At 41.5% G+C, this 17,206-nt stretch carries 16 protein-coding genes and 1 tRNA gene; 10 read left to right on the top strand and 7 right to left on the bottom strand.

Annotated elements, in window-relative coordinates; all coding sequences use genetic code 11:
* Positions 1–23: 23 nt before the first annotated feature.
* A complete protein-coding gene (locus JMX48_RS06855) occupies positions 24–1,220 on the bottom strand; it encodes an FtsW/RodA/SpoVE family cell cycle protein (protein ID WP_201535919.1) in 1,197 nt (398 codons plus the stop codon).
* Between the two features lie 405 nt (positions 1,221–1,625).
* Entirely contained in the window at positions 1,626–3,050 is a 1,425-nt protein-coding gene (gene murD, locus JMX48_RS06850) for a UDP-N-acetylmuramoyl-L-alanine--D-glutamate ligase (RefSeq protein WP_201535918.1), read from the bottom strand.
* 652 nt (positions 3,051–3,702) lie between these two features.
* Here murD and JMX48_RS06845 point away from each other — a divergent pair.
* The 4 genes from JMX48_RS06845 to JMX48_RS06830 all read left to right on the top strand — a co-directional run bounded on the left by JMX48_RS06845 (position 3,703) and on the right by JMX48_RS06830 (position 8,377).
* Positions 3,703–5,202, top strand: a complete 1,500-nt coding sequence (locus JMX48_RS06845) for a SulP family inorganic anion transporter (protein ID WP_201535917.1) — start codon at positions 3,703–3,705, stop codon at positions 5,200–5,202.
* A 171-nt stretch (positions 5,203–5,373) separates the two neighbouring features.
* Complete coding sequence (locus JMX48_RS06840; RefSeq protein ID WP_201535916.1) at positions 5,374–6,234, top strand: universal stress protein; 861 nt, start codon at positions 5,374–5,376, stop codon at positions 6,232–6,234.
* Between the two features lie 463 nt (positions 6,235–6,697).
* Positions 6,698–7,036 carry a P-II family nitrogen regulator gene (locus JMX48_RS06835; protein ID WP_010197981.1) on the top strand — a complete coding sequence of 113 codons (339 nt, stop codon included), beginning with the start codon at positions 6,698–6,700 and terminating at the stop codon, positions 7,034–7,036.
* 78 nt (positions 7,037–7,114) lie between these two features.
* The gene (locus JMX48_RS06830) at positions 7,115–8,377 is read left to right on the top strand and encodes an ammonium transporter (RefSeq protein ID WP_201535915.1); all 1,263 of its coding nucleotides are present in this window, start codon (positions 7,115–7,117) and stop codon (positions 8,375–8,377) included.
* A gap of 101 nt (positions 8,378–8,478) precedes the next feature.
* Here the strand turns inward: JMX48_RS06830 and JMX48_RS06825 are convergent, their stop codons facing one another.
* The 3 genes from JMX48_RS06825 to JMX48_RS06815 form a co-directional block, all read right to left on the bottom strand.
* Positions 8,479–8,862 carry a DUF2147 domain-containing protein gene (locus tag JMX48_RS06825; protein ID WP_201535914.1) on the bottom strand — a complete coding sequence of 128 codons (384 nt, stop codon included), beginning with the start codon at positions 8,860–8,862 and terminating at the stop codon, positions 8,479–8,481.
* Positions 8,863–9,123: 261 nt separating this feature from the next.
* Positions 9,124–9,387, bottom strand: a complete 264-nt coding sequence (locus JMX48_RS06820; protein WP_201535913.1) for a hypothetical protein — start codon at positions 9,385–9,387, stop codon at positions 9,124–9,126.
* Between the two features lie 87 nt (positions 9,388–9,474).
* Positions 9,475–10,308, bottom strand: coding sequence for a DNA/RNA non-specific endonuclease (locus JMX48_RS06815; RefSeq protein ID WP_227687938.1), 834 nt, complete (start codon positions 10,306–10,308; stop codon positions 9,475–9,477).
* A gap of 185 nt (positions 10,309–10,493) precedes the next feature.
* Between JMX48_RS06815 and JMX48_RS06810 the strand changes: the two genes are divergently transcribed.
* From JMX48_RS06810 to JMX48_RS06800, 3 genes are all read left to right on the top strand, one after another.
* Positions 10,494–10,584, top strand: a tRNA-Ser gene (locus JMX48_RS06810).
* Between the two features lie 681 nt (positions 10,585–11,265).
* Complete coding sequence (locus JMX48_RS06805) at positions 11,266–12,456, top strand: iron-containing alcohol dehydrogenase (protein WP_201535912.1); 1,191 nt, start codon at positions 11,266–11,268, stop codon at positions 12,454–12,456.
* A 42-nt stretch (positions 12,457–12,498) separates the two neighbouring features.
* Positions 12,499–12,744, top strand: coding sequence for a hypothetical protein (locus JMX48_RS06800; RefSeq protein ID WP_265088769.1), 246 nt, complete (start codon positions 12,499–12,501; stop codon positions 12,742–12,744).
* Between the two features lie 91 nt (positions 12,745–12,835).
* Here JMX48_RS06800 and JMX48_RS06795 read toward each other — a convergent pair whose 3' ends face one another.
* Entirely contained in the window at positions 12,836–13,429 is a 594-nt protein-coding gene (locus JMX48_RS06795; protein WP_201535911.1) for a glutathione S-transferase family protein, read from the bottom strand.
* Positions 13,416–13,862 carry a VOC family protein gene (locus tag JMX48_RS06790; protein WP_201535910.1) on the bottom strand — a complete coding sequence of 149 codons (447 nt, stop codon included), beginning with the start codon at positions 13,860–13,862 and terminating at the stop codon, positions 13,416–13,418. Before JMX48_RS06790 ends, JMX48_RS06795 begins: the two co-directional genes overlap by 14 nt.
* A 104-nt stretch (positions 13,863–13,966) precedes the next feature.
* Between JMX48_RS06790 and JMX48_RS06785 the strand changes: the two genes are divergently transcribed.
* From JMX48_RS06785 to JMX48_RS06775, 3 genes are all read left to right on the top strand, one after another.
* Positions 13,967–14,878, top strand: a complete 912-nt coding sequence (locus JMX48_RS06785) for a LysR family transcriptional regulator (RefSeq protein ID WP_201535909.1) — start codon at positions 13,967–13,969, stop codon at positions 14,876–14,878.
* A gap of 247 nt (positions 14,879–15,125) precedes the next feature.
* A complete protein-coding gene (locus JMX48_RS06780) occupies positions 15,126–16,043 on the top strand; it encodes a hypothetical protein (RefSeq protein ID WP_201535907.1) in 918 nt (305 codons plus the stop codon).
* A 310-nt stretch (positions 16,044–16,353) separates the two neighbouring features.
* Complete coding sequence (locus JMX48_RS06775; protein ID WP_201535905.1) at positions 16,354–17,058, top strand: hypothetical protein; 705 nt, start codon at positions 16,354–16,356, stop codon at positions 17,056–17,058.
* Positions 17,059–17,206: the final 148 nt, after the last annotated feature.

Raw genomic sequence — 17,206 nt, 5'->3', positions numbered from 1 at the left:
AGCGGTTTATCATATAAAAGCACTTAATAATAACGGCACTGACTTTTTTCTATCTCAGGACTTTCTTTATAGATTTTTAGCAATAGCGCCACCATGACTAGACTAATCAGCATAGAAGAACCACCATAACTAAAGAATGGCATGGTCAGACCCTTGGTCGGGAGCGCGCCCATATTCATCCCTGCATTAATAATCGTCTGTGCAATGAACACCACACCGATACCAAAAGCAGTATAGCTCATACGCATCTGTCGACGTTTCAGCGCATTATAACTGATACGCATCGCACTACCGATAATGAGCGCCTCGAGTATGAGTACCATGCTAACCCCAACAAACCCTAACTCTTCACCCGTAATTGCCAATAAAAAATCCGTATGAGCCTCTGGTAAATGCGACAGTTTCTGTACGCTCTCACCATAACCAACCCCGCTAAACTGGCCACGACCAAATGCAATTAAACTGCGTGCCAGCTGATAGTCAGTATCCTGAACATCGTCAAACGGATTTACAAACGACATCACACGTACCAATCGATACTGTGCCGTTGTAACCATTAGAACAGCACCACCAATGGCGGCGGCTCCCAAAGCTAAGAAATGCTTATAAGGCGCCCCAGCGATATAAAATATCGCAAAGATGGTGCCCAAAATAACCACGAAAGAGCCAAAATCTGGCTGCGATAATAGCAAAATAGTGATTAGCGCTACTACCAACATAATTCGCAAAAAGCCATCCAAGCCATTACGGACTTCGAAAGAGCGGCGCACCACAAAGTCAGATACAAAGACAATCATGACCAACTTGGCCAATTCCGCTACCTGAAAATTAATTACCCCTAAATTCAGCCAGCGCTTAGACCCATTAATAGGCGTGCTAAACAAAGTTGCTACTAACAAAATGCCCGTAATACCCAACAGCATAAACTGAGTTTCGGTCTTATATAATGTTCGTAAAGACACGCCGTAATAAGGGATAGCAGCGACAATCAGACCGATCATCATATACAGCAACTGATTATTAAAAAAGTACAGCTCTGTCATACCGCGGCTAAGTGCAAATGGTATAGAAGCAGAAGCCACCATCAATAAACTAAGCACCAGCATGCAGCCAACGCTCGACAGTAATATTGAGCGAGCGGATGGCATAGAAAGAATACCATCGGAACCAGAGGCTTGTTTTGGTTGAGACGAGGAACGAAAAAAAGAAGAGAGGGCCATAATTTTATATACACTAACGAACGAAAAAACACGGCGTCTATTCAACGCCACCGTTTAAAAAATATAAAGTAGATCGTAAAAAACACCTAGGACATGTCATCAATTAACACACTTAATCATTTAGTGATCTTAAAATGATGACACGCCCTAATAATAACTGCTCATAATAGACAGACAATGAATTTTACAACGCCTATTATCTATATAACATAGCAATGATGCCATAATAACTGCAACGATAATTGAGCAAATAATATGGCATATCGTTTGGTTGACCAGTCATTATGGACAGTAGCAGTAATCTATAGGCAAAACAATCATTTATAAAGAAAATGCCTGAGCATTTTAAATTTCACTAAAGGACGACTGTATTTGGCTTTGGCAACTCACATGCTTAATTACTGATTATACTGCCTGTTTGGGCATATCTAACTCGCGAACCAGCTGACTGAAATGTTCGCCGCGAGCTGCATAGCCGCTATATTGATCAAAGCTGGCACAAGCGGGCGACAATAGCACCGCTTGCACTTGTGAGAGACTGCTTGCCGTTACTTGTTGAATCGTTGCAAACGCATTTTCGAGCGTTTGGCATTGATGCAGCGCAACGTCATCGCTTATTTTGGCCGCGCGAAGATGCTGCTCAATCAGCTTGGCATCTTCCCCAATAAATAATACTTGGCTCACATACTGATTGATAAAAGATGTTAAGTCGCCAAATTTTTGACCTTTACCCTGCCCACCTAAAATCAATAATAGCTTACCGTCTTTTGGGGCGTAAACTGCGCCCAGCCCTTCAATAGCAGCCATAGTCGAGCCGATATTGGTGCCTTTTGAATCATTAAAGTAATCAAGGTCAGCAACCTTTGCGACGTATTGGCAGCGATGCTCAAGTCCCGTGAACTGCTGTAAGGTATTCAACATACTATCAAGTGGCAAGCCAGCAAGTTCGCCTAATGCCAAGGCTGCCTGCGCATTGAGCAGATTATGACGGCCTTTAATCAACAGTTTATCTGCCGATAGTAGCCTTTCTGTACCGCGGGCAAGATAAGTCTGACCTTCAGGATCAGTGATAAGGCCATAATGACCTTTATCGGGAGCCTGAATACTCGTGCTCAGTCTGGGTAAATTGTCGGCAACCAGCGGGCGAGTCAGTGCATCTTCACGATTAATGACCACGGACTTGGCACCCTGAAAGACACGATGTTTGGCTTGATGATAACCAAGCATATCACCATGACGATCTAGATGGTCAGGCGACATATTAAGAACCGTCGCAACTTGCGCACCCAAATTGGTCACGGTTTCTAGCTGAAAGCTGGACAACTCAAGTACTACCAACGCCATCTCGTCATTATTAAGTAGTGTCAATGCAGGTACACCAATATTGCCACCAACACCAACATTCACGCCAGCGTCCGCCGCCATTTGCCCCACTAACGTGGTAACAGTACTTTTGGCATTGGAGCCAGTGATAGCCACTATCGGCACAGTACAGGCTTCACGAAACAGTTGAATATCACTAACCACTGGAATATTGGCTTGACGCGCAGCCGCCACTGCTTCGGTAGCAAGAGAGATACCAGGACTGATAATAATACGCGCCGCTTGTTGTAATAGATCGGCGTCAATTGCACCAAACTGACGAATAGTAATCTCAGTTGGCAATTTATCCGCTAAGCTAGGGGCGGATTGAGCATCAGTGATTGCTACTTGATAGCCTTGATTGGCCAAATAGTGTGCTACTGATAACCCAGATTGCCCCAAACCGACCACGACTTGTAGACCACTGCCTTTATGAAGTAAGGCGTCTGTTGCAGTATTGGCGGTCATATCTATTCCTTCTATTAAATGAGCAAAATGGCATCAAAAAATTGACAGTATTGAAACGCAAAAGCATGCCGTTAAAATGAGAAGCATCATAACCATAACGTCGAGATTTCGATACTGATTTTCTATCATTTTATCTATTATGCGCCTGTTTTTATATTGCGCGGCTAATGCTATAATAGCCGCCCTAATCTGTACGTAGCTGGATTTTGACCCAAGCATTTAAGTTTACCATGTTGTTACACGTAACGCGCTATTGTCCTATCTCTATAGCAACGATTTGTATGATGGTAATGCTATGTCAGTCTAACGTCTTTATTTGACAGATCGTTTATCACCCTCTACCGCAGCAAGTCATTGCTGACTCTATCAATTATTGTAAGTGCTATCTTTAAACGCCTTACGCTAAGCAACCTGTTTTAAACCCTACTTTTTAGGTGATCTCACTGGATTTATCATCACATGAATGACTGATGATACCAGTCAGTAAATCAGTAGACATGCTTATTATTGACCTTCAACAATTCAATGCCGCAACATGACCGAGCACATGTTGCCGTAACAGAAAGATGAACCGCTACTTTTATAGCGACGCGATCATTTTATTAATGAGTGATGATTACTTTTTTTGCCTCTAACTTTGTACAGTTTACTTATGACATCTTTTATTGATAATTTACGTAACGAGTGGTTTTCTAATGTTCGCGGTGACGTTTTATCAGGTTTGGTCGTTGCACTGGCCCTGATTCCTGAAGCCATTGCCTTTTCTATTATCGCAGGGGTTGATCCAAAGGTGGGCTTATACGCCTCATTTTGTATCGCCGTCGTGATTAGTTTTGTCGGTGGTCGTCCAGCGATGATTTCAGCGGCGACAGGCGCCATGGCGCTGGTAATGGTGGATTTGATTGCTGAGCATGGTTTGCAGTATTTGCTAGCCGCTACTTTATTATGCGGCGTGATTCAAATCGTCATGGGTATTTTAAAGCTTGGTAATTTGATGCGTTTTGTCTCTCGCTCAGTAGTCATCGGCTTCGTTAATGCGCTGGCAATATTGATATTCGCCGCCCAACTGCCAGAGCTGAATCCCATGACCGAGCGTGTCGGTATGACCGTTTATATCATGACAGCAGCTGGTTTGGCGATTATTTATCTGTTCCCGCTTATTCCTAAAATCGGTCGCGTGATACCGTCACCACTTATCTGTATTGTTGGATTGACGGCGGTAGCGATGTATATGAATCTCGATATTCGTAACGTCGGTAGCATGGGGGATTTGCCAGATTCATTACCCATATTTTTGCTACCTAACATTCCGTTGAACCTAGATACGTTGTTGATTATCGCGCCTTATTCTATCGCGCTGGCCATCGTTGGTTTATTGGAATCTATGATGACGGCGACTATCGTTGATGAATTAACCGATACGCCAAGTGATAAAAACCGTGAGTGCCGTGGTCAAGGTATGGCCAATGTGGTATCAGGTTTCTTTGGTGGGATGGCAGGTTGTGCGATGATTGGTCAGTCCATGATTAACGTAAAATCTGGTGGACGTACGCGTCTGTCTACTTTGATAGCGGGTGTTGTGCTACTCATTATGGTGGTGTTCTTAAGTGAATGGGTGAGCCAAATTCCAATGGCCGCGCTGGTCGCTGTGATGATCATGGTATCCATCGGTACATTCAATTGGCAGTCTATTCGCGAATTTAAAACGCATCCATTGTCCTTTAATATTGTCATGTTAGCGACTGTTTTGACAACCGTTTTTACGCACAACTTGGCATATGGTGTGGGCGTAGGCGTCCTACTATCTGCTCTAGCGTTTGCCAACAAGATTGGTCAGTTCTTAACCATCTTTAGCGAGTATGATGACAGTAGCAATACCCGTTATTACTATGTTCAAGGACAGGTTTTCTTTGCTTCTACGACGCAGTTTTTAAGCAGTTTTGATACCAAAGAAGCCTTGGACAGTATCCAAATTGATGTCAGCCAAGCGCATTTTTGGGATATCAGCGCTGTTGATACCTTGGACAAGCTGGTCATGCGCTTGCAACGCGAAGGCATTGATGTCAAGGTGGTAGGACTCAACAATGCAAGCCGAACACTGATTGATCGCTTCTCTGTCCACGATCGCCGAGATATTGGTTTGCTCGATTAAACAAGCCAGACCTGTTTATCGAGCTGATGTTGATTAATGATTCATAAATAAATAGTTGGAAACCAGCGGCATTGGTACAAAAATTTGAGCCTGAACGTCATCGCCAACTTTTGCACCAAGCAGCGGTACTTTCTAGCGGTACTTTCATTATTGAGATGATGGGGTGGTCTTATGAGTAATTTGAAACCAGATAGTGTCATTGCCTGCTTAGACTGCCCCGATCACGTGCAAGCAGTATTGGAGGCGAGCATGTGGGTCTCTACTCGCCTGCGAGCGCCTGTTGGATTGTTGCACTCAGTTCCAAGCTTGCAGCAAAAAGCAGCGGTCAATTATTCTGGCTGCCTTAACATCAATGATGAGAATAATTTGCTCGAGCAGTTTACGACTAAAGAGCACCTAAGTAACTGTGAGTTAAAAGCTCAAGGTAAGCTGTTACTTCATCAAGCCACTACCTATTGCGAGCAGCAACATCATAAGATCAAGACTTACACCTTGCATCGGCATGAGAATCTGAATCAAAGTATTGATTATGTCGATGACAAAGCGCAATTGATCGTTATAGGCCATAATGTGACTTGCAAATCTACCTTAAGCCAATTAATTAAGGTCAGCCACTGCCCTATTTTGGTGACTCATGCACCATTTTTGCCCCCTACTACGGCTTTATTTGCCTTTGATAATAGTCCAACGTCTCATAAGCTGCTCAATTGGCTATGTAAAACCCCACTCGTTCGTGCCTTAACGATTCATATTGTTATGGTAGGAAAAGAAAATTCTGAAAACTGCGATGCGCTACGTGAAGCTTATGCGCGACTCAAGCAAGCGGGCATTAAGTCTAAAAAAGCATTACTGGATTGCCGCGACGTTGCTGCTGCCTTAAATTATTATCAAAATGAAAATGACATAGGTTTGCTGATGACAGGTGCTTTTGGCCAGTCTCGTCTGCGCGGACTTCTAAAGGGTAGCGACACTAAAAAACTGCTGGGCAGCACAAAAACCCCGTATCTCCTTCTACCTAAAGCCTGTATCTAAGCAAAAGCTAACTTATATACGCATAATTGCATCTATTAAAGCGCAGAGCATGGACACTCACATCAAGCTCTGCCGCTTACCACTGCTTTACTCAACCTCTCTATTCATTGTTTCCTCATCAAATTTCTCATACCAATTTGTCAAATTAGGTTAGCAAATCATCACATGAAATAAGTGGATAGCCTCCCCAAGCACCTAAAAAGTTGGTTATAATAAAGTTTTCGTTGGTTCAAAGCCAAAGTTCGATTGACATTGTTTATGCTTATAATGACGCTTTATCGTTGTAGCATGACCAGTATTTTTTGCCACTTATGTGGTCATTTTTGAGCAAATAAACCAATACTACCTTCCCCCTTGAGTAGATTGGCACAATTCTTGAATGACTAATGGTAAGCATGGCAGAGATACGGCGCACTACAATGCTTCTATCAACCTACGGCATCACACAAATAAGGAATTTTTTATGAAGCTAATCACTGCGATCTTAAAACCGTTTAAGCTCGATGATGTACGTGAAGCGCTTTCTGACATCGGTGTTAAAGGTGTCACTGTTACTGAAGTTAAGGGTTTCGGTCGCCAAAAAGGTCACACTGAACTCTATCGCGGCGCAGAATATGTGGTGGACTTCTTACCTAAGGTAAAAGTCGAAGTCGCTGTTATCGATGAGATGGTCGAACCTGCTATCGAAGCAATCACTCGTATTGCTAGCACCGGAAAGATTGGTGACGGCAAAATCTTTGTCACAGCGCTTGAGCAAGTGATTCGTATACGTACAGGCGAGACAGGTCCAGACGCTATCTAAAGCGCCAAGCCAAATTATGAGCACAGACTTATAGATTATACCGATAGCTGTATTGCATCAATTCAAGGGGGAATTAATATGCAAAATCAAATCTTCGAGCTTCAGTACGCACTTGATACATTTTATTTTTTAATATGTGGAGCGCTAGTCATGTGGATGGCAGCGGGCTTTACCATGTTAGAAGCGGGTCTTGTCCGTTCAAAAAATACGGTTGAGATTTTAACCAAAAATATCGCACTTTTTGCGACTGCATCTATCATGTACATGATCTGCGGCTATGCCATCATGTATGGTGGCGATTTCTTTTTGAGTGGTATTGCAGGCGGTGAAAGCGTGGTAAAAGATGCGTTAGCCAAATCAGCTGAAAATGGTTTTGGCGGCGATTCTGTCTATTCCGCTGCGTCTGATTTTTTCTTCCAAGTGGTGTTTGTCGCAACCTGCATGTCAATCGTCTCAGGAGCTGTAGCTGAGCGCATGAAACTGTGGTCATTTTTATTATTTGCCGTGGTCATGACTGGGTTCATTTATCCATTAGAAGGGAGCTGGACTTGGGGCGGTAATGATGTCTTTGGCTTATTTAATCTCGGTGATTTAGGATTTTCTGATTTTGCAGGTTCTGGTATTGTACACATGGCAGGGGCATCAGCGGCCTTGGCAGGCGTACTACTATTGGGCGCACGTAAGGGTAAGTATGGCCCTAAAGGTGAAATACGCGCTATTCAAGGGGCAAATTTGCCACTAGCAGCGCTTGGTACGCTCATATTGTGGATGGGCTGGTTCGGTTTTAATGGTGGCTCAGTGCTAAAGCTTGGTGATATTGCTAGCGCCAATTCAGTTGCCATGGTCTTTTTGAATACTAATGCGGCGGCGGCTGGCGGTGCTATTGGCGCTTTATTAATCGCCCGCCTTATCTTTGGCAAAGCTGATTTAACGATGCTCCTAAATGGTGCACTAGCAGGACTGGTTGCTATTACTGCTGAACCCTCGACTCCATCTGCGTTGCAAGCGACACTTTTTGGTCTGGTCGCTGGTGTTATCGTGGTGCTTTCTATTCTGGCATTAGACAAAATAAAAATAGATGATCCAGTTGGAGCGATTTCAGTTCATGGTGTGGTCGGTCTGTTCGGTCTACTCATCGTACCGATTACCAATCCAGCAGTGACATTCTTAGGTCAGCTTGCTGGTGCCGCTACTATTTTTGCTTGGGTATTCATTGCCAGCTTAATCGTTTGGTCAATTATCAAACTTGTTATTGGTATACGTATCTCAGAAGAAGATGAATATGAAGGTGGAGATATCGCGGAATGTGGTATGGAAGCTTATCCAGAGTTTGTAAGATAAACGGATTGATTTCCGCTTAAACAGCTACACTAAAAATCCCGCAAAACCTTTCGGTAATGCGGGATTTTTTTTCATCATAAAGCTAAAAATAAAAGATAAACTTATTTCTTTTTCCATTCTTGACTACGTGAGAATGGACCGATATAGCCTTTTAACTTGAATGTATTACCACTTAGGTTGGCAGTCATACGATAGTCTTTACCTTTTTCAGGATCAGTGATCGTACCACCACTGTACTTACCACCACCATCCGCTTTCAAACCTTTGATAATGGTCATACCGACATATTTTTTGCCTTTTTCGGTAGCAGTACTAATAAGCTTACCGGTTAGCACGCCGTTGGACTCAGTGATTTTCACCACGCCTTTTGGCTGACCTTCATCAAACGTCTGCCAAGTCGTATTGGCTAATGGATCAGCGGCGAATGCCATACTGGCTACACTGATACCGACAACGGCTAAAGTGGCTCTCGTAAATAATTTCATAGATTGACTCCCTTCATACAATGATTACTCGAAACATTATGTTTCTGATGTTCTACGCTTATCCTTTGCTAGAATCTCTTGTTACAAGCAACGCGCTCTTGTGCTATCTAGAAAGCTATTACTACAATTGCTTATAAGATTTTGTTTAAAGACTTGAGCAACATAAGCGATGTCTTAATTCATTATAAGCAATTTTTAGACTTTGCCTAGTAATTTTTTTGCACTTTGCTATTTCTACAAAAATAAAACTATATCAAAGAGTTACAGGAAAGGATTGTCGATATCCTTACCCGATTGGTCATCCTTTTCTTTTGACTTGGCTTCATTGTTACTGTACAGGCTATGAGTTTCAAAAGCTTGTGTAATTTTGGTTGCCAACATCTGTAATTGCTGGGCTTGCTGATATCCTGCTTCGTCTAGCGTAATTTCGATATCACCATAGATAATTATTTTGTCTTCTTGGTTCTCAATGACAAGTTCACCTATCTGCATGCTTTGGTGATTATTGGCAAATGGTTCAATCATTTGGTCATCCTTTTTATTGATAGCATCGTACGTAACTTCCCAAATTGAGCGCTTTTAACTGCATTTATAATTTTACCTATTAGGATTTTATGCTTTTAGTTGCGTCATTAACCATTCAAAAATCGCCCAAACAAATACCATCCAATCAGGTTCTTCTGTCGGCGCATCCGGTATCTCTGAACTCTCACCTGCCTTTAGCGGTAAATCAAATGCCTGTGTTTTGGCTTTGGCATCCAACACAGGTAAAACATCAATACCAATTTCGGCCGCTAACGCATCAACACTGATGATATCTATGCGTTCTGATTCATCATTTGGTGCGTAATAAACACCCGCTTGATTGATCGCTGGGATATAAACGGCTTTGAAAAAATGACTGGGTACGAGCACTCGATCTGCCAGTTGCTTGGTTTTTTTACCTGTAAATGCCACGCCCGTAACGGCATAAACTTCACCATACTGCTGGGTTAGGTAGCGCGTCGCCGATTCAATATTGCGCCAAATATAGCGATTATTACGTGGTGACTGCGGGGCAATGTTGGCCAAACTAAAGCTGTCATACTGCTGGCTGCGCGTTGCCATATCACCATTGGGCGCTATGTGCCCGCGATCATAACCAGAGCCTGAATAGTCGGACAAGGAAGCGCGCGCTGATTTTGGTAGTCTGCTTTCTTCATGAAAGCTGTCCTCACGGTCTATCTGCTTGGCTTGTTGTAAACGTTTGCGATCCAAGTATTCTGCCGACCATAGCGGTGTACGCGACACACCCGAATACATAATCGCAAAACCTTCCATGCATAATGCTTGCGTGTTATTACTTAATTTAGCGTTTGTAAATTCAGGGTAGATACCACCATAAAAAGACTGGCTACACTGGGTAAAGTCATCAGCATTTGCCGAGGTGCTACTTATGACAGTCATCGCTATCATTATTATGATATTTTTAAGACTGTATTGAATCCTGCTAAAACTTATCATTCAACTTTCAACCATCTATGCTTGTCGTTATGTATACGCTATCGTAGCAGGCGTTTATAAATAAATAAAGATAAGGTACAGGTCGTGACATTTTAATTCGTATCCGCTATACTGAGCCGTCTAAAAATGGTGAAGTGGGTGAGTGGCTGAAACCGCACGCCTGGAAAGTGTGTATGCGTTAATAGCGTATCGAGGGTTCGAATCCCTCCTTCACCGCCAATCTTAGTTATTCCCTGTTTTCCATATCTGTCCCATCCTATCCTAAACAACCCTTAAAACCTTTAATAGTAAGACTTTCAGTCTATGCTTATCATTTTCTGCTGTCCGAAACATCCTTGTTCAATCCTATGCATCCCTTCTCGTCCAGATAAATACAGTAGTTATAGTGGTCAACTAATTTAGGACACCTACTAAGCAGTTGCTTATAATTTTTTGCTTTTCACGATTTTGATAAAAACGCCATTATCTTCAAAACCCACTCAATATTCGGTCCTTCCTTTTTAATATGAATCATAGCTCCGTATTAATATGAATCATAGCTTCGTAGCCTTTTAAACATATGACATCGAATATCATTGATAGTAACAATGATAATATTTGTTCGTCTGAGACTTGTTATTACAAAAACATCCTGCTAATTTAATATAACAATACGCGTTATCTCGTTATACCAAATTAGTAGTTAAATTCTATATGTAGTACAAGAAATGCATACGATAAGTTTATTACCGTCTGATCATCGTTAGGCTTGCTAACGCACTTGGCTCATCATGGACACAGTGTCATTTTACGTATCTCTAAGCGTATCAACTTTCATAGCAGTCATTACCTTAGGTACATTCATGGGCTCGTTTTAGCAAAGTATTAAACACATAGTGATTAACACAAGGATAGGTAAATATGTCACATAGTATTCTATTGCCAAGAATCATGGAGGTCGGCCACGATGCGTGTCAAAAGCTGCCAACGATATTGGATAGCTTAGGTATCAAAAAGCCACTCATCATTACCGATAAAATGATGGTGAAACTGGGCTATGTAGAGAAATTACAAGCCATTTTGCGTGACGTTCAAATCATTGCTGACGTATTCTCAGATACTATGCCCGAACCGACTGAAAGCTCTATCGAGTCAGGAGTGCTTCAAGTACAGCATCAAGACTATGATGGCTTAATTGCCTTAGGTGGGGGCAGCCCTATCGATAGTGCAAAAGCCATTTCAATTTTAGGCAAGTTTGGCGGCGTTATTAACGACTATAAGTTTCCGCGTCAAGTCAATGAAGCAGGTTTACCTATTATTGCCATTCCTACTACCGCAGGAACAGGGTCAGAGGTGACCAAATTTACTATTATTACTGATGAGACAAATAACGAAAAATTATTGTGTGTTGGTATGGGATTTATGCCAGTTGCAGCGATTATTGATTATAGCCTCACGATGAGTGTACCGCCTCGAACCACTGCTGATACGGGTATCGATGCAATGACTCATGCCATTGAGGCTTATGTTAGTCAAAAACGTAATGCTTATAGTGATCAACAAGCTTTAGCAGCATTACGTTTGATTGGGCCAAATTTACAAACTGCTTATCATAATGGTGAAGACGAGGCAGCCCGTGAAGCCATGATGTTAGGTTCTACCTTAGCTGGCATTGCATTTTGCAATTCATCTGTCGCCTTGGTGCATGGCATGAGTCGACCCATTGGCGCTTTTTTTCACGTACCACATGGTTTATCCAATGCGATGTTATTGCCAACGATTACTGAGTTTGGTATATCCAGTATGCCTGATCGTTATGCAGACTGTGCGCGTGCTTTAGGCGTTGCTGAATTCAGCGAAACAGACGGCCAAGCCAATATCAATTTGATTACGTATCTAAAAAATCTTAATAACGAACTCAAAGTGCCGACATTGTCACAATTTGGTGTTCAAAAAACCGATTTTGATGAATTGATCAATACTATGTGTGAACAGGCATTCGCCTCAGGATCGCCTAATAATAATCCTCGAATCCCAAGCTTAGAAGAGATGATTCAACTTTATACATTATTATGGACACAAAGCCGTTCAGATGAGGTTTCGCCACGCTAATAAATTTAAGTTTTACCTTAGGGGGTGCTTGAACATTCGACCATGATACTAAGGCACGCCGCCGTACCACACTGCGCCAATGGGCAAAGCAGCTTACAAGCAAGCGAACGATCACTGGCCAGACTCGTGAAAAGCGATACGGGACTGAGCTTCGGACGCTGGCGTCAGCAGCTGCATCTGATGATTGCACTGAGCAAGCTGGCAGAGTGGCAATCTGTGCAAAACGTGCTGGCATTTTGGGATATGACTCTGTTAATGCATTCATCACCATGTTCAAAAAATCCTTAGGTAAATCGCCTACCCAATATTTTTCATCACTACGTTATTGACGCACTATCAATAGCGCCTAATATTAGCTTTTATCCCTAGGCGAGCAAAATCAGTTACCAGGCATAGATATATAGTTCGGTAGTTGTTGTAGGCGAGTCATCCATGACTGAATATTGCTATAGCTGTTTATGTCAATATCGCCTTCATGTGCAATTGAGATGTAGGGATAAACGGCACAGTCAGCAATAGTAGGACGGCTGGCAGCTAGCCAGTGATGTTCACCAAGGTGATTGTCTATCAAGGTTAGTGTTTTATGTGCATGCTCTGAGGCTTGCGTCCAATCACTGTCCAAACCGAATTTTTTAATCAAACGTGCTGCACCGACACCATGTTTGATCTCATTAGAGGCGGTAGATAACCACTGCATCACATCTGCTTGCAAGTGTGCTTCGCTCGGCCACCATGCTTCACCGCCATACTTATTGGCCAAATAGACCAATATAGCTTGTGAATCTCTTAATAAAACATCACCATCTTCTAAAACAGGAATTTCTCCCCAAGGATTTAATTGGAGAAATGCATCTGTTTTTTGTTCACCGTTCATAAAATCAACAGGCACAATCGTCAAAGGAATATCGATAAACGAGGCAAATAGCCTTACCTTATAACAGTTTCCCGATAGATCTAAATTATATAGTTTCATGGTTTTGTTCCTCAGAGAGTAGTTGGTTGAATTCAAGTACGTTGCCATCAGGATCACGGATGAATAAAGCAATCCTTCTTGGACCGAGTTTTTTAGGGCCTTCTGTGACTTCTATTCCTTCTTTAACTAGCCAGCTTTGAAATGCCGTTATGTCATGAATAATAAAGGCTGGATGAGTCATGCCTGGTCTTTTAATCGGTTCGTCAAGTAACAGGTTTTTTTGGTTTTTTGTCTTTGCGCCATTAAAAATAAGATTGATTCGTACGCCAGCTGATGTGACCATTTCATTGGCCTCGCCTTCAGGTATGCGATAGGTTTCTTTGAATCCAAGACGCTCATAAAATGTCAGCGCTTCTTGTCTATTACTGACTCTGATGCCCACATGATCGTAGGCAATCGCAATCTGTGAATTTGCCTGAGATAAGGTATTCATAAGATATTTCTCCCATTGATTTTAACAGGATCAGTATGGCACTTTGTTATTTAAAAGATAATACTGTAAATTCGATAATGATATTTTCAATAAATGAGACAGTGATGGATCGGTTGCAAGCAATGTCTATGTTAATCAAAGTGGCGGAGGTTGGTAGTTTTTCTGCCGCGAGCAAAATCTTGAACGTGCCACTGCCAACGTTAAGCAGAAAAATATCTGAACTTGAAAATCAGCTGGGTGTTCGTTTATTGCATAGAACCACCAGAAAGTTGTCTTTGACAGATGCTGGAAGCGATTATATAGAAGCCTGTAAGCGAATATTGGAGCAGATTGAAGAGGCAGAAAGTCAGGTAAAAGGAGAGTATTTAGAACCAAGAGGAGAGTTGGTGATAACCGCGCCCGTTATGTTTGGTAGATTGTACGTGCTGCCAATTATTATTGAGTTTTTATCTCTGTATTCCAATATAAACGTGCAGCTTTTATTATCGGATAGAAATATTAATCTTTTCGAAGATGACGTAGATATGGCAATTAGAATAGGCAAGTTGCCAGATAGCACGATGATAGCGACTCAAGTAGGCAGTATGCGCATCGTGACATGTGCAAGCCAACCGTTTTTATCTGAACATCATAGCGTTGAATCACCTCATGATTTGACGCAACACTCTTGCATCTCATTAGATACAGCAATGACTACTTCGCATTGGCGTTATAAGTTCCCTGATTCTGGTTTAACCGCTCATATAGATATGTTGCCAAGACTGACGGTTAATGATAGTGATTCAGCGGTGCAGGCTGCTATAAAGGGTGTGGGCATCACGCAACAATTACATTACCAAGTGAAAGCAGCGATAGATAAAGGCGATCTTAAAGTCATATTAAATGAGTTTGAACCTGATGAAATACCCATACATTTGCTTCACAAGACTCGGAAGTATTTGCCACAAAAAATGAAGATTTTTTTAGAATTTACCGCATCAAAACTAAAAGATAGACTTTATGATTTGCGCTTTTAACTTGTTGTTATTTGATTATGACTTTATTGATATCCGTGCTTAAAAGTATAGAAATCGTTTTATGCAATTGTGTTTTACTAAACCAATCCACCCATATTGATATCGCCTTTATTGAAATAGGAGACGGATATCGATAAAAACTCGATACTACTGTCTCTTTACTGTTAATACTAAATATTTGTTTTGCAATAGCATCTAATTTTGTCTATGCTCATATTATTACTACAATCTAACTAAAGGTAACAATATGAAAATGAATAAGCTTTATACAGGAATAGTATTGGCAAGTACCTTAATACTGACAGGGTGCGGCGATGACGACTCAGGCACGGATAATGGCAACAATGATGGCCCTATTGTCAATAATGAGTTGAACTATGCAACTTTTGATCCTTTTACTGACATGTCTAATGATAAATATGAAGAGGCTTGGGGTAAGCTTGCTTATAGACTTAGCAATAACGGCTTGGTACAAACAATCTCTACTGTTGTAGGAAGCTCACCTACTGCTTATCAAGATAGTAGAAGCGACGATCTTGATTTAGAATACTTTATCGGCAAAAATGTGTTTGCTGCTGTTCCTGAAAAGTTCGATAGTAAGTTCTATAAAATCAGCTTTATTGATAGCGATACATTTAAGCTAAGAGTTCAGTCAGACAATGCCTCTATTAACTCTACTTACAACATTGTGACGCTTGACCTTACTGGTGTAGGTAAGCAACCACGCAATGCTAAAACAGGCATCGCCACTGATTTAGATTATTTCCCTAATGGCTTTAACGCTACTTTCCCTAGTGGCTCTCAGTGCTACATTATTTTAGAGACACCTGAGCAAGACTTTTATACTTTTGATAATGACGATGATGAAGGTAGCATGACAATCGAGCAGTGGATTGCTAATGAGAGAAAAAATAATACCGTCACCAATCTCATTCAAGAAAATATTGGACTCAATAACGAACTACCAGCTGCTAGATATACCGACGAAGATGGTAATATCATTGCCGCTGTAAGATACAACGGTTTGATTTACGACGCACTCTACAATCAAAAAGGAGTTCAAGAGAAATTCAATCTTGACCCTGAAATTGAAGAGGTTTACTGTAATCTATATAATGATGTTGCCACCAAGTTTTTTGAAGCGCAAATCAAAGCTAATTATTAGAAGGGCGTTGCATGGCTAAGACTTAACTTTGATGTAAGGTCGCGTTTACCAGCCAGCAACTAATTAATTTCTTCTTCAAAAAATAGCGCCTAATATGGGCGCTATTTTTTATGCCACTACACTTTACTGATATCGCCTTTATTAATGTAGATGTCCGATATTTGTGGTTCATTAAAGCGCTGGGAAATTACTGGTTGTTATAGTGATGTAATGATAGCAAGGTCTATAGTGATTGGCAGATGCCATTGCTTAAAAATTCGATTATAGTAGCTATGGATAGCATTCAATTAAAAAACTCAGGGATCAATCTATGAAAACATTAGGCTTGTGTATTGTGGCAGGGCTGGGTTTAAGCGCTTGTGCCAGTGGTATGAATAGTGGGACGACAGGTAATACCAACCAAAATAACATGGTGACTCAGTATCCTATCGAAGCTACCATGCTCAATATTTATACCAAAGAACGTAGCCAAAAATTGGTGGCTATGGTGGGCAATCAAAGCGTATCGGCCGACATTCAAGTCACGCCTAAAGGCACTATGCGATTCAATAATAAATCTGTCCAAGGCACCGAAATAAATACGATCAATAAGGTAAATAACCAAATCGCTGGTCAGTCGGTCGCTATCAATTACTTCACCTTAAACCCATTAGTATTCCACGGCTTTACGGACAGCACAGGTGAATACTCCCTATCGAACCAAACGACCACTATTCCAAAGATGGCAACGGTTGGTGAATCTAGTAAGTTAATCACCGAAAACGTATACGCTGACAGTAGTATGCGTAAAAAAATAGGTACCTATAATCAAGACTGGTCTTTGACGCGAGATACCAATAACACCGCATGGTTCTGTATAGAGACGTCAAAAAATCTGTTACTCAGCGACGACCCTGAGGGCACATCAGCAGAATGCTATAAAGTTAATGCTAAAGGCGATATCTTAGCTAGCAAGGTAACGCTCAGTCAGCCCTCTACTAACGGTACTAAAACGATAGCTTTTACTAGTAAGTAGTTATGTCATTACCTTGATGAGATGTGCCTAATCTCAGTTATTCGTCAGCTGACAATGGCTTTTAATCTAAAAATATAAAACCACGTTAGATGCCCATAATTTTCTATTGAGACGGGCTATTAAAAAGCCCCAAACCACTGGCTAAAGT

The sequence above is a fragment of the Psychrobacter immobilis genome, from assembly GCF_904846225.1.
Lineage (GTDB): Bacteria > Pseudomonadota > Gammaproteobacteria > Pseudomonadales > Moraxellaceae > Psychrobacter > Psychrobacter immobilis_F.
The sequence above is the reverse complement of the archived record's forward strand: the minus strand, read 5'-3'. Positions and strand labels throughout refer to the sequence as shown.

Excerpts from the sequence above, each read along its gene's own strand:
- JMX48_RS06855 (WP_201535919.1), bottom strand. The coding sequence starts at position 1,220 with ATGGCCCTCTCTTCTTTTTTTCGTTCCTCGTCTCAACCAAAACAAGCC.
- murD (WP_201535918.1), bottom strand. The coding sequence starts at position 3,050 with ATGACCGCCAATACTGCAACAGACGCCTTACTTCATAAAGGCAGTGGT.
- JMX48_RS06845 (WP_201535917.1), top strand. The coding sequence starts at position 3,703 with ATGACATCTTTTATTGATAATTTACGTAACGAGTGGTTTTCTAATGTT.
- JMX48_RS06840 (WP_201535916.1), top strand. The coding sequence starts at position 5,374 with ATGAGTAATTTGAAACCAGATAGTGTCATTGCCTGCTTAGACTGCCCC.
- JMX48_RS06835 (WP_010197981.1), top strand. The coding sequence starts at position 6,698 with ATGAAGCTAATCACTGCGATCTTAAAACCGTTTAAGCTCGATGATGTA.
- JMX48_RS06830 (WP_201535915.1), top strand. The coding sequence starts at position 7,115 with ATGCAAAATCAAATCTTCGAGCTTCAGTACGCACTTGATACATTTTAT.
- JMX48_RS06825 (WP_201535914.1), bottom strand. The coding sequence starts at position 8,862 with ATGAAATTATTTACGAGAGCCACTTTAGCCGTTGTCGGTATCAGTGTA.
- JMX48_RS06820 (WP_201535913.1), bottom strand. The coding sequence starts at position 9,387 with ATGATTGAACCATTTGCCAATAATCACCAAAGCATGCAGATAGGTGAA.
- JMX48_RS06815 (WP_227687938.1), bottom strand. The coding sequence starts at position 10,308 with ATGACTGTCATAAGTAGCACCTCGGCAAATGCTGATGACTTTACCCAG.
- JMX48_RS06805 (WP_201535912.1), top strand. The coding sequence starts at position 11,266 with ATGTCACATAGTATTCTATTGCCAAGAATCATGGAGGTCGGCCACGAT.
- JMX48_RS06800 (WP_265088769.1), top strand. The coding sequence starts at position 12,499 with ATGATACTAAGGCACGCCGCCGTACCACACTGCGCCAATGGGCAAAGC.
- JMX48_RS06795 (WP_201535911.1), bottom strand. The coding sequence starts at position 13,429 with ATGAAACTATATAATTTAGATCTATCGGGAAACTGTTATAAGGTAAGG.
- JMX48_RS06790 (WP_201535910.1), bottom strand. The coding sequence starts at position 13,862 with ATGAATACCTTATCTCAGGCAAATTCACAGATTGCGATTGCCTACGAT.
- JMX48_RS06785 (WP_201535909.1), top strand. The coding sequence starts at position 13,967 with ATGGATCGGTTGCAAGCAATGTCTATGTTAATCAAAGTGGCGGAGGTT.
- JMX48_RS06780 (WP_201535907.1), top strand. The coding sequence starts at position 15,126 with ATGAAAATGAATAAGCTTTATACAGGAATAGTATTGGCAAGTACCTTA.
- JMX48_RS06775 (WP_201535905.1), top strand. The coding sequence starts at position 16,354 with ATGAAAACATTAGGCTTGTGTATTGTGGCAGGGCTGGGTTTAAGCGCT.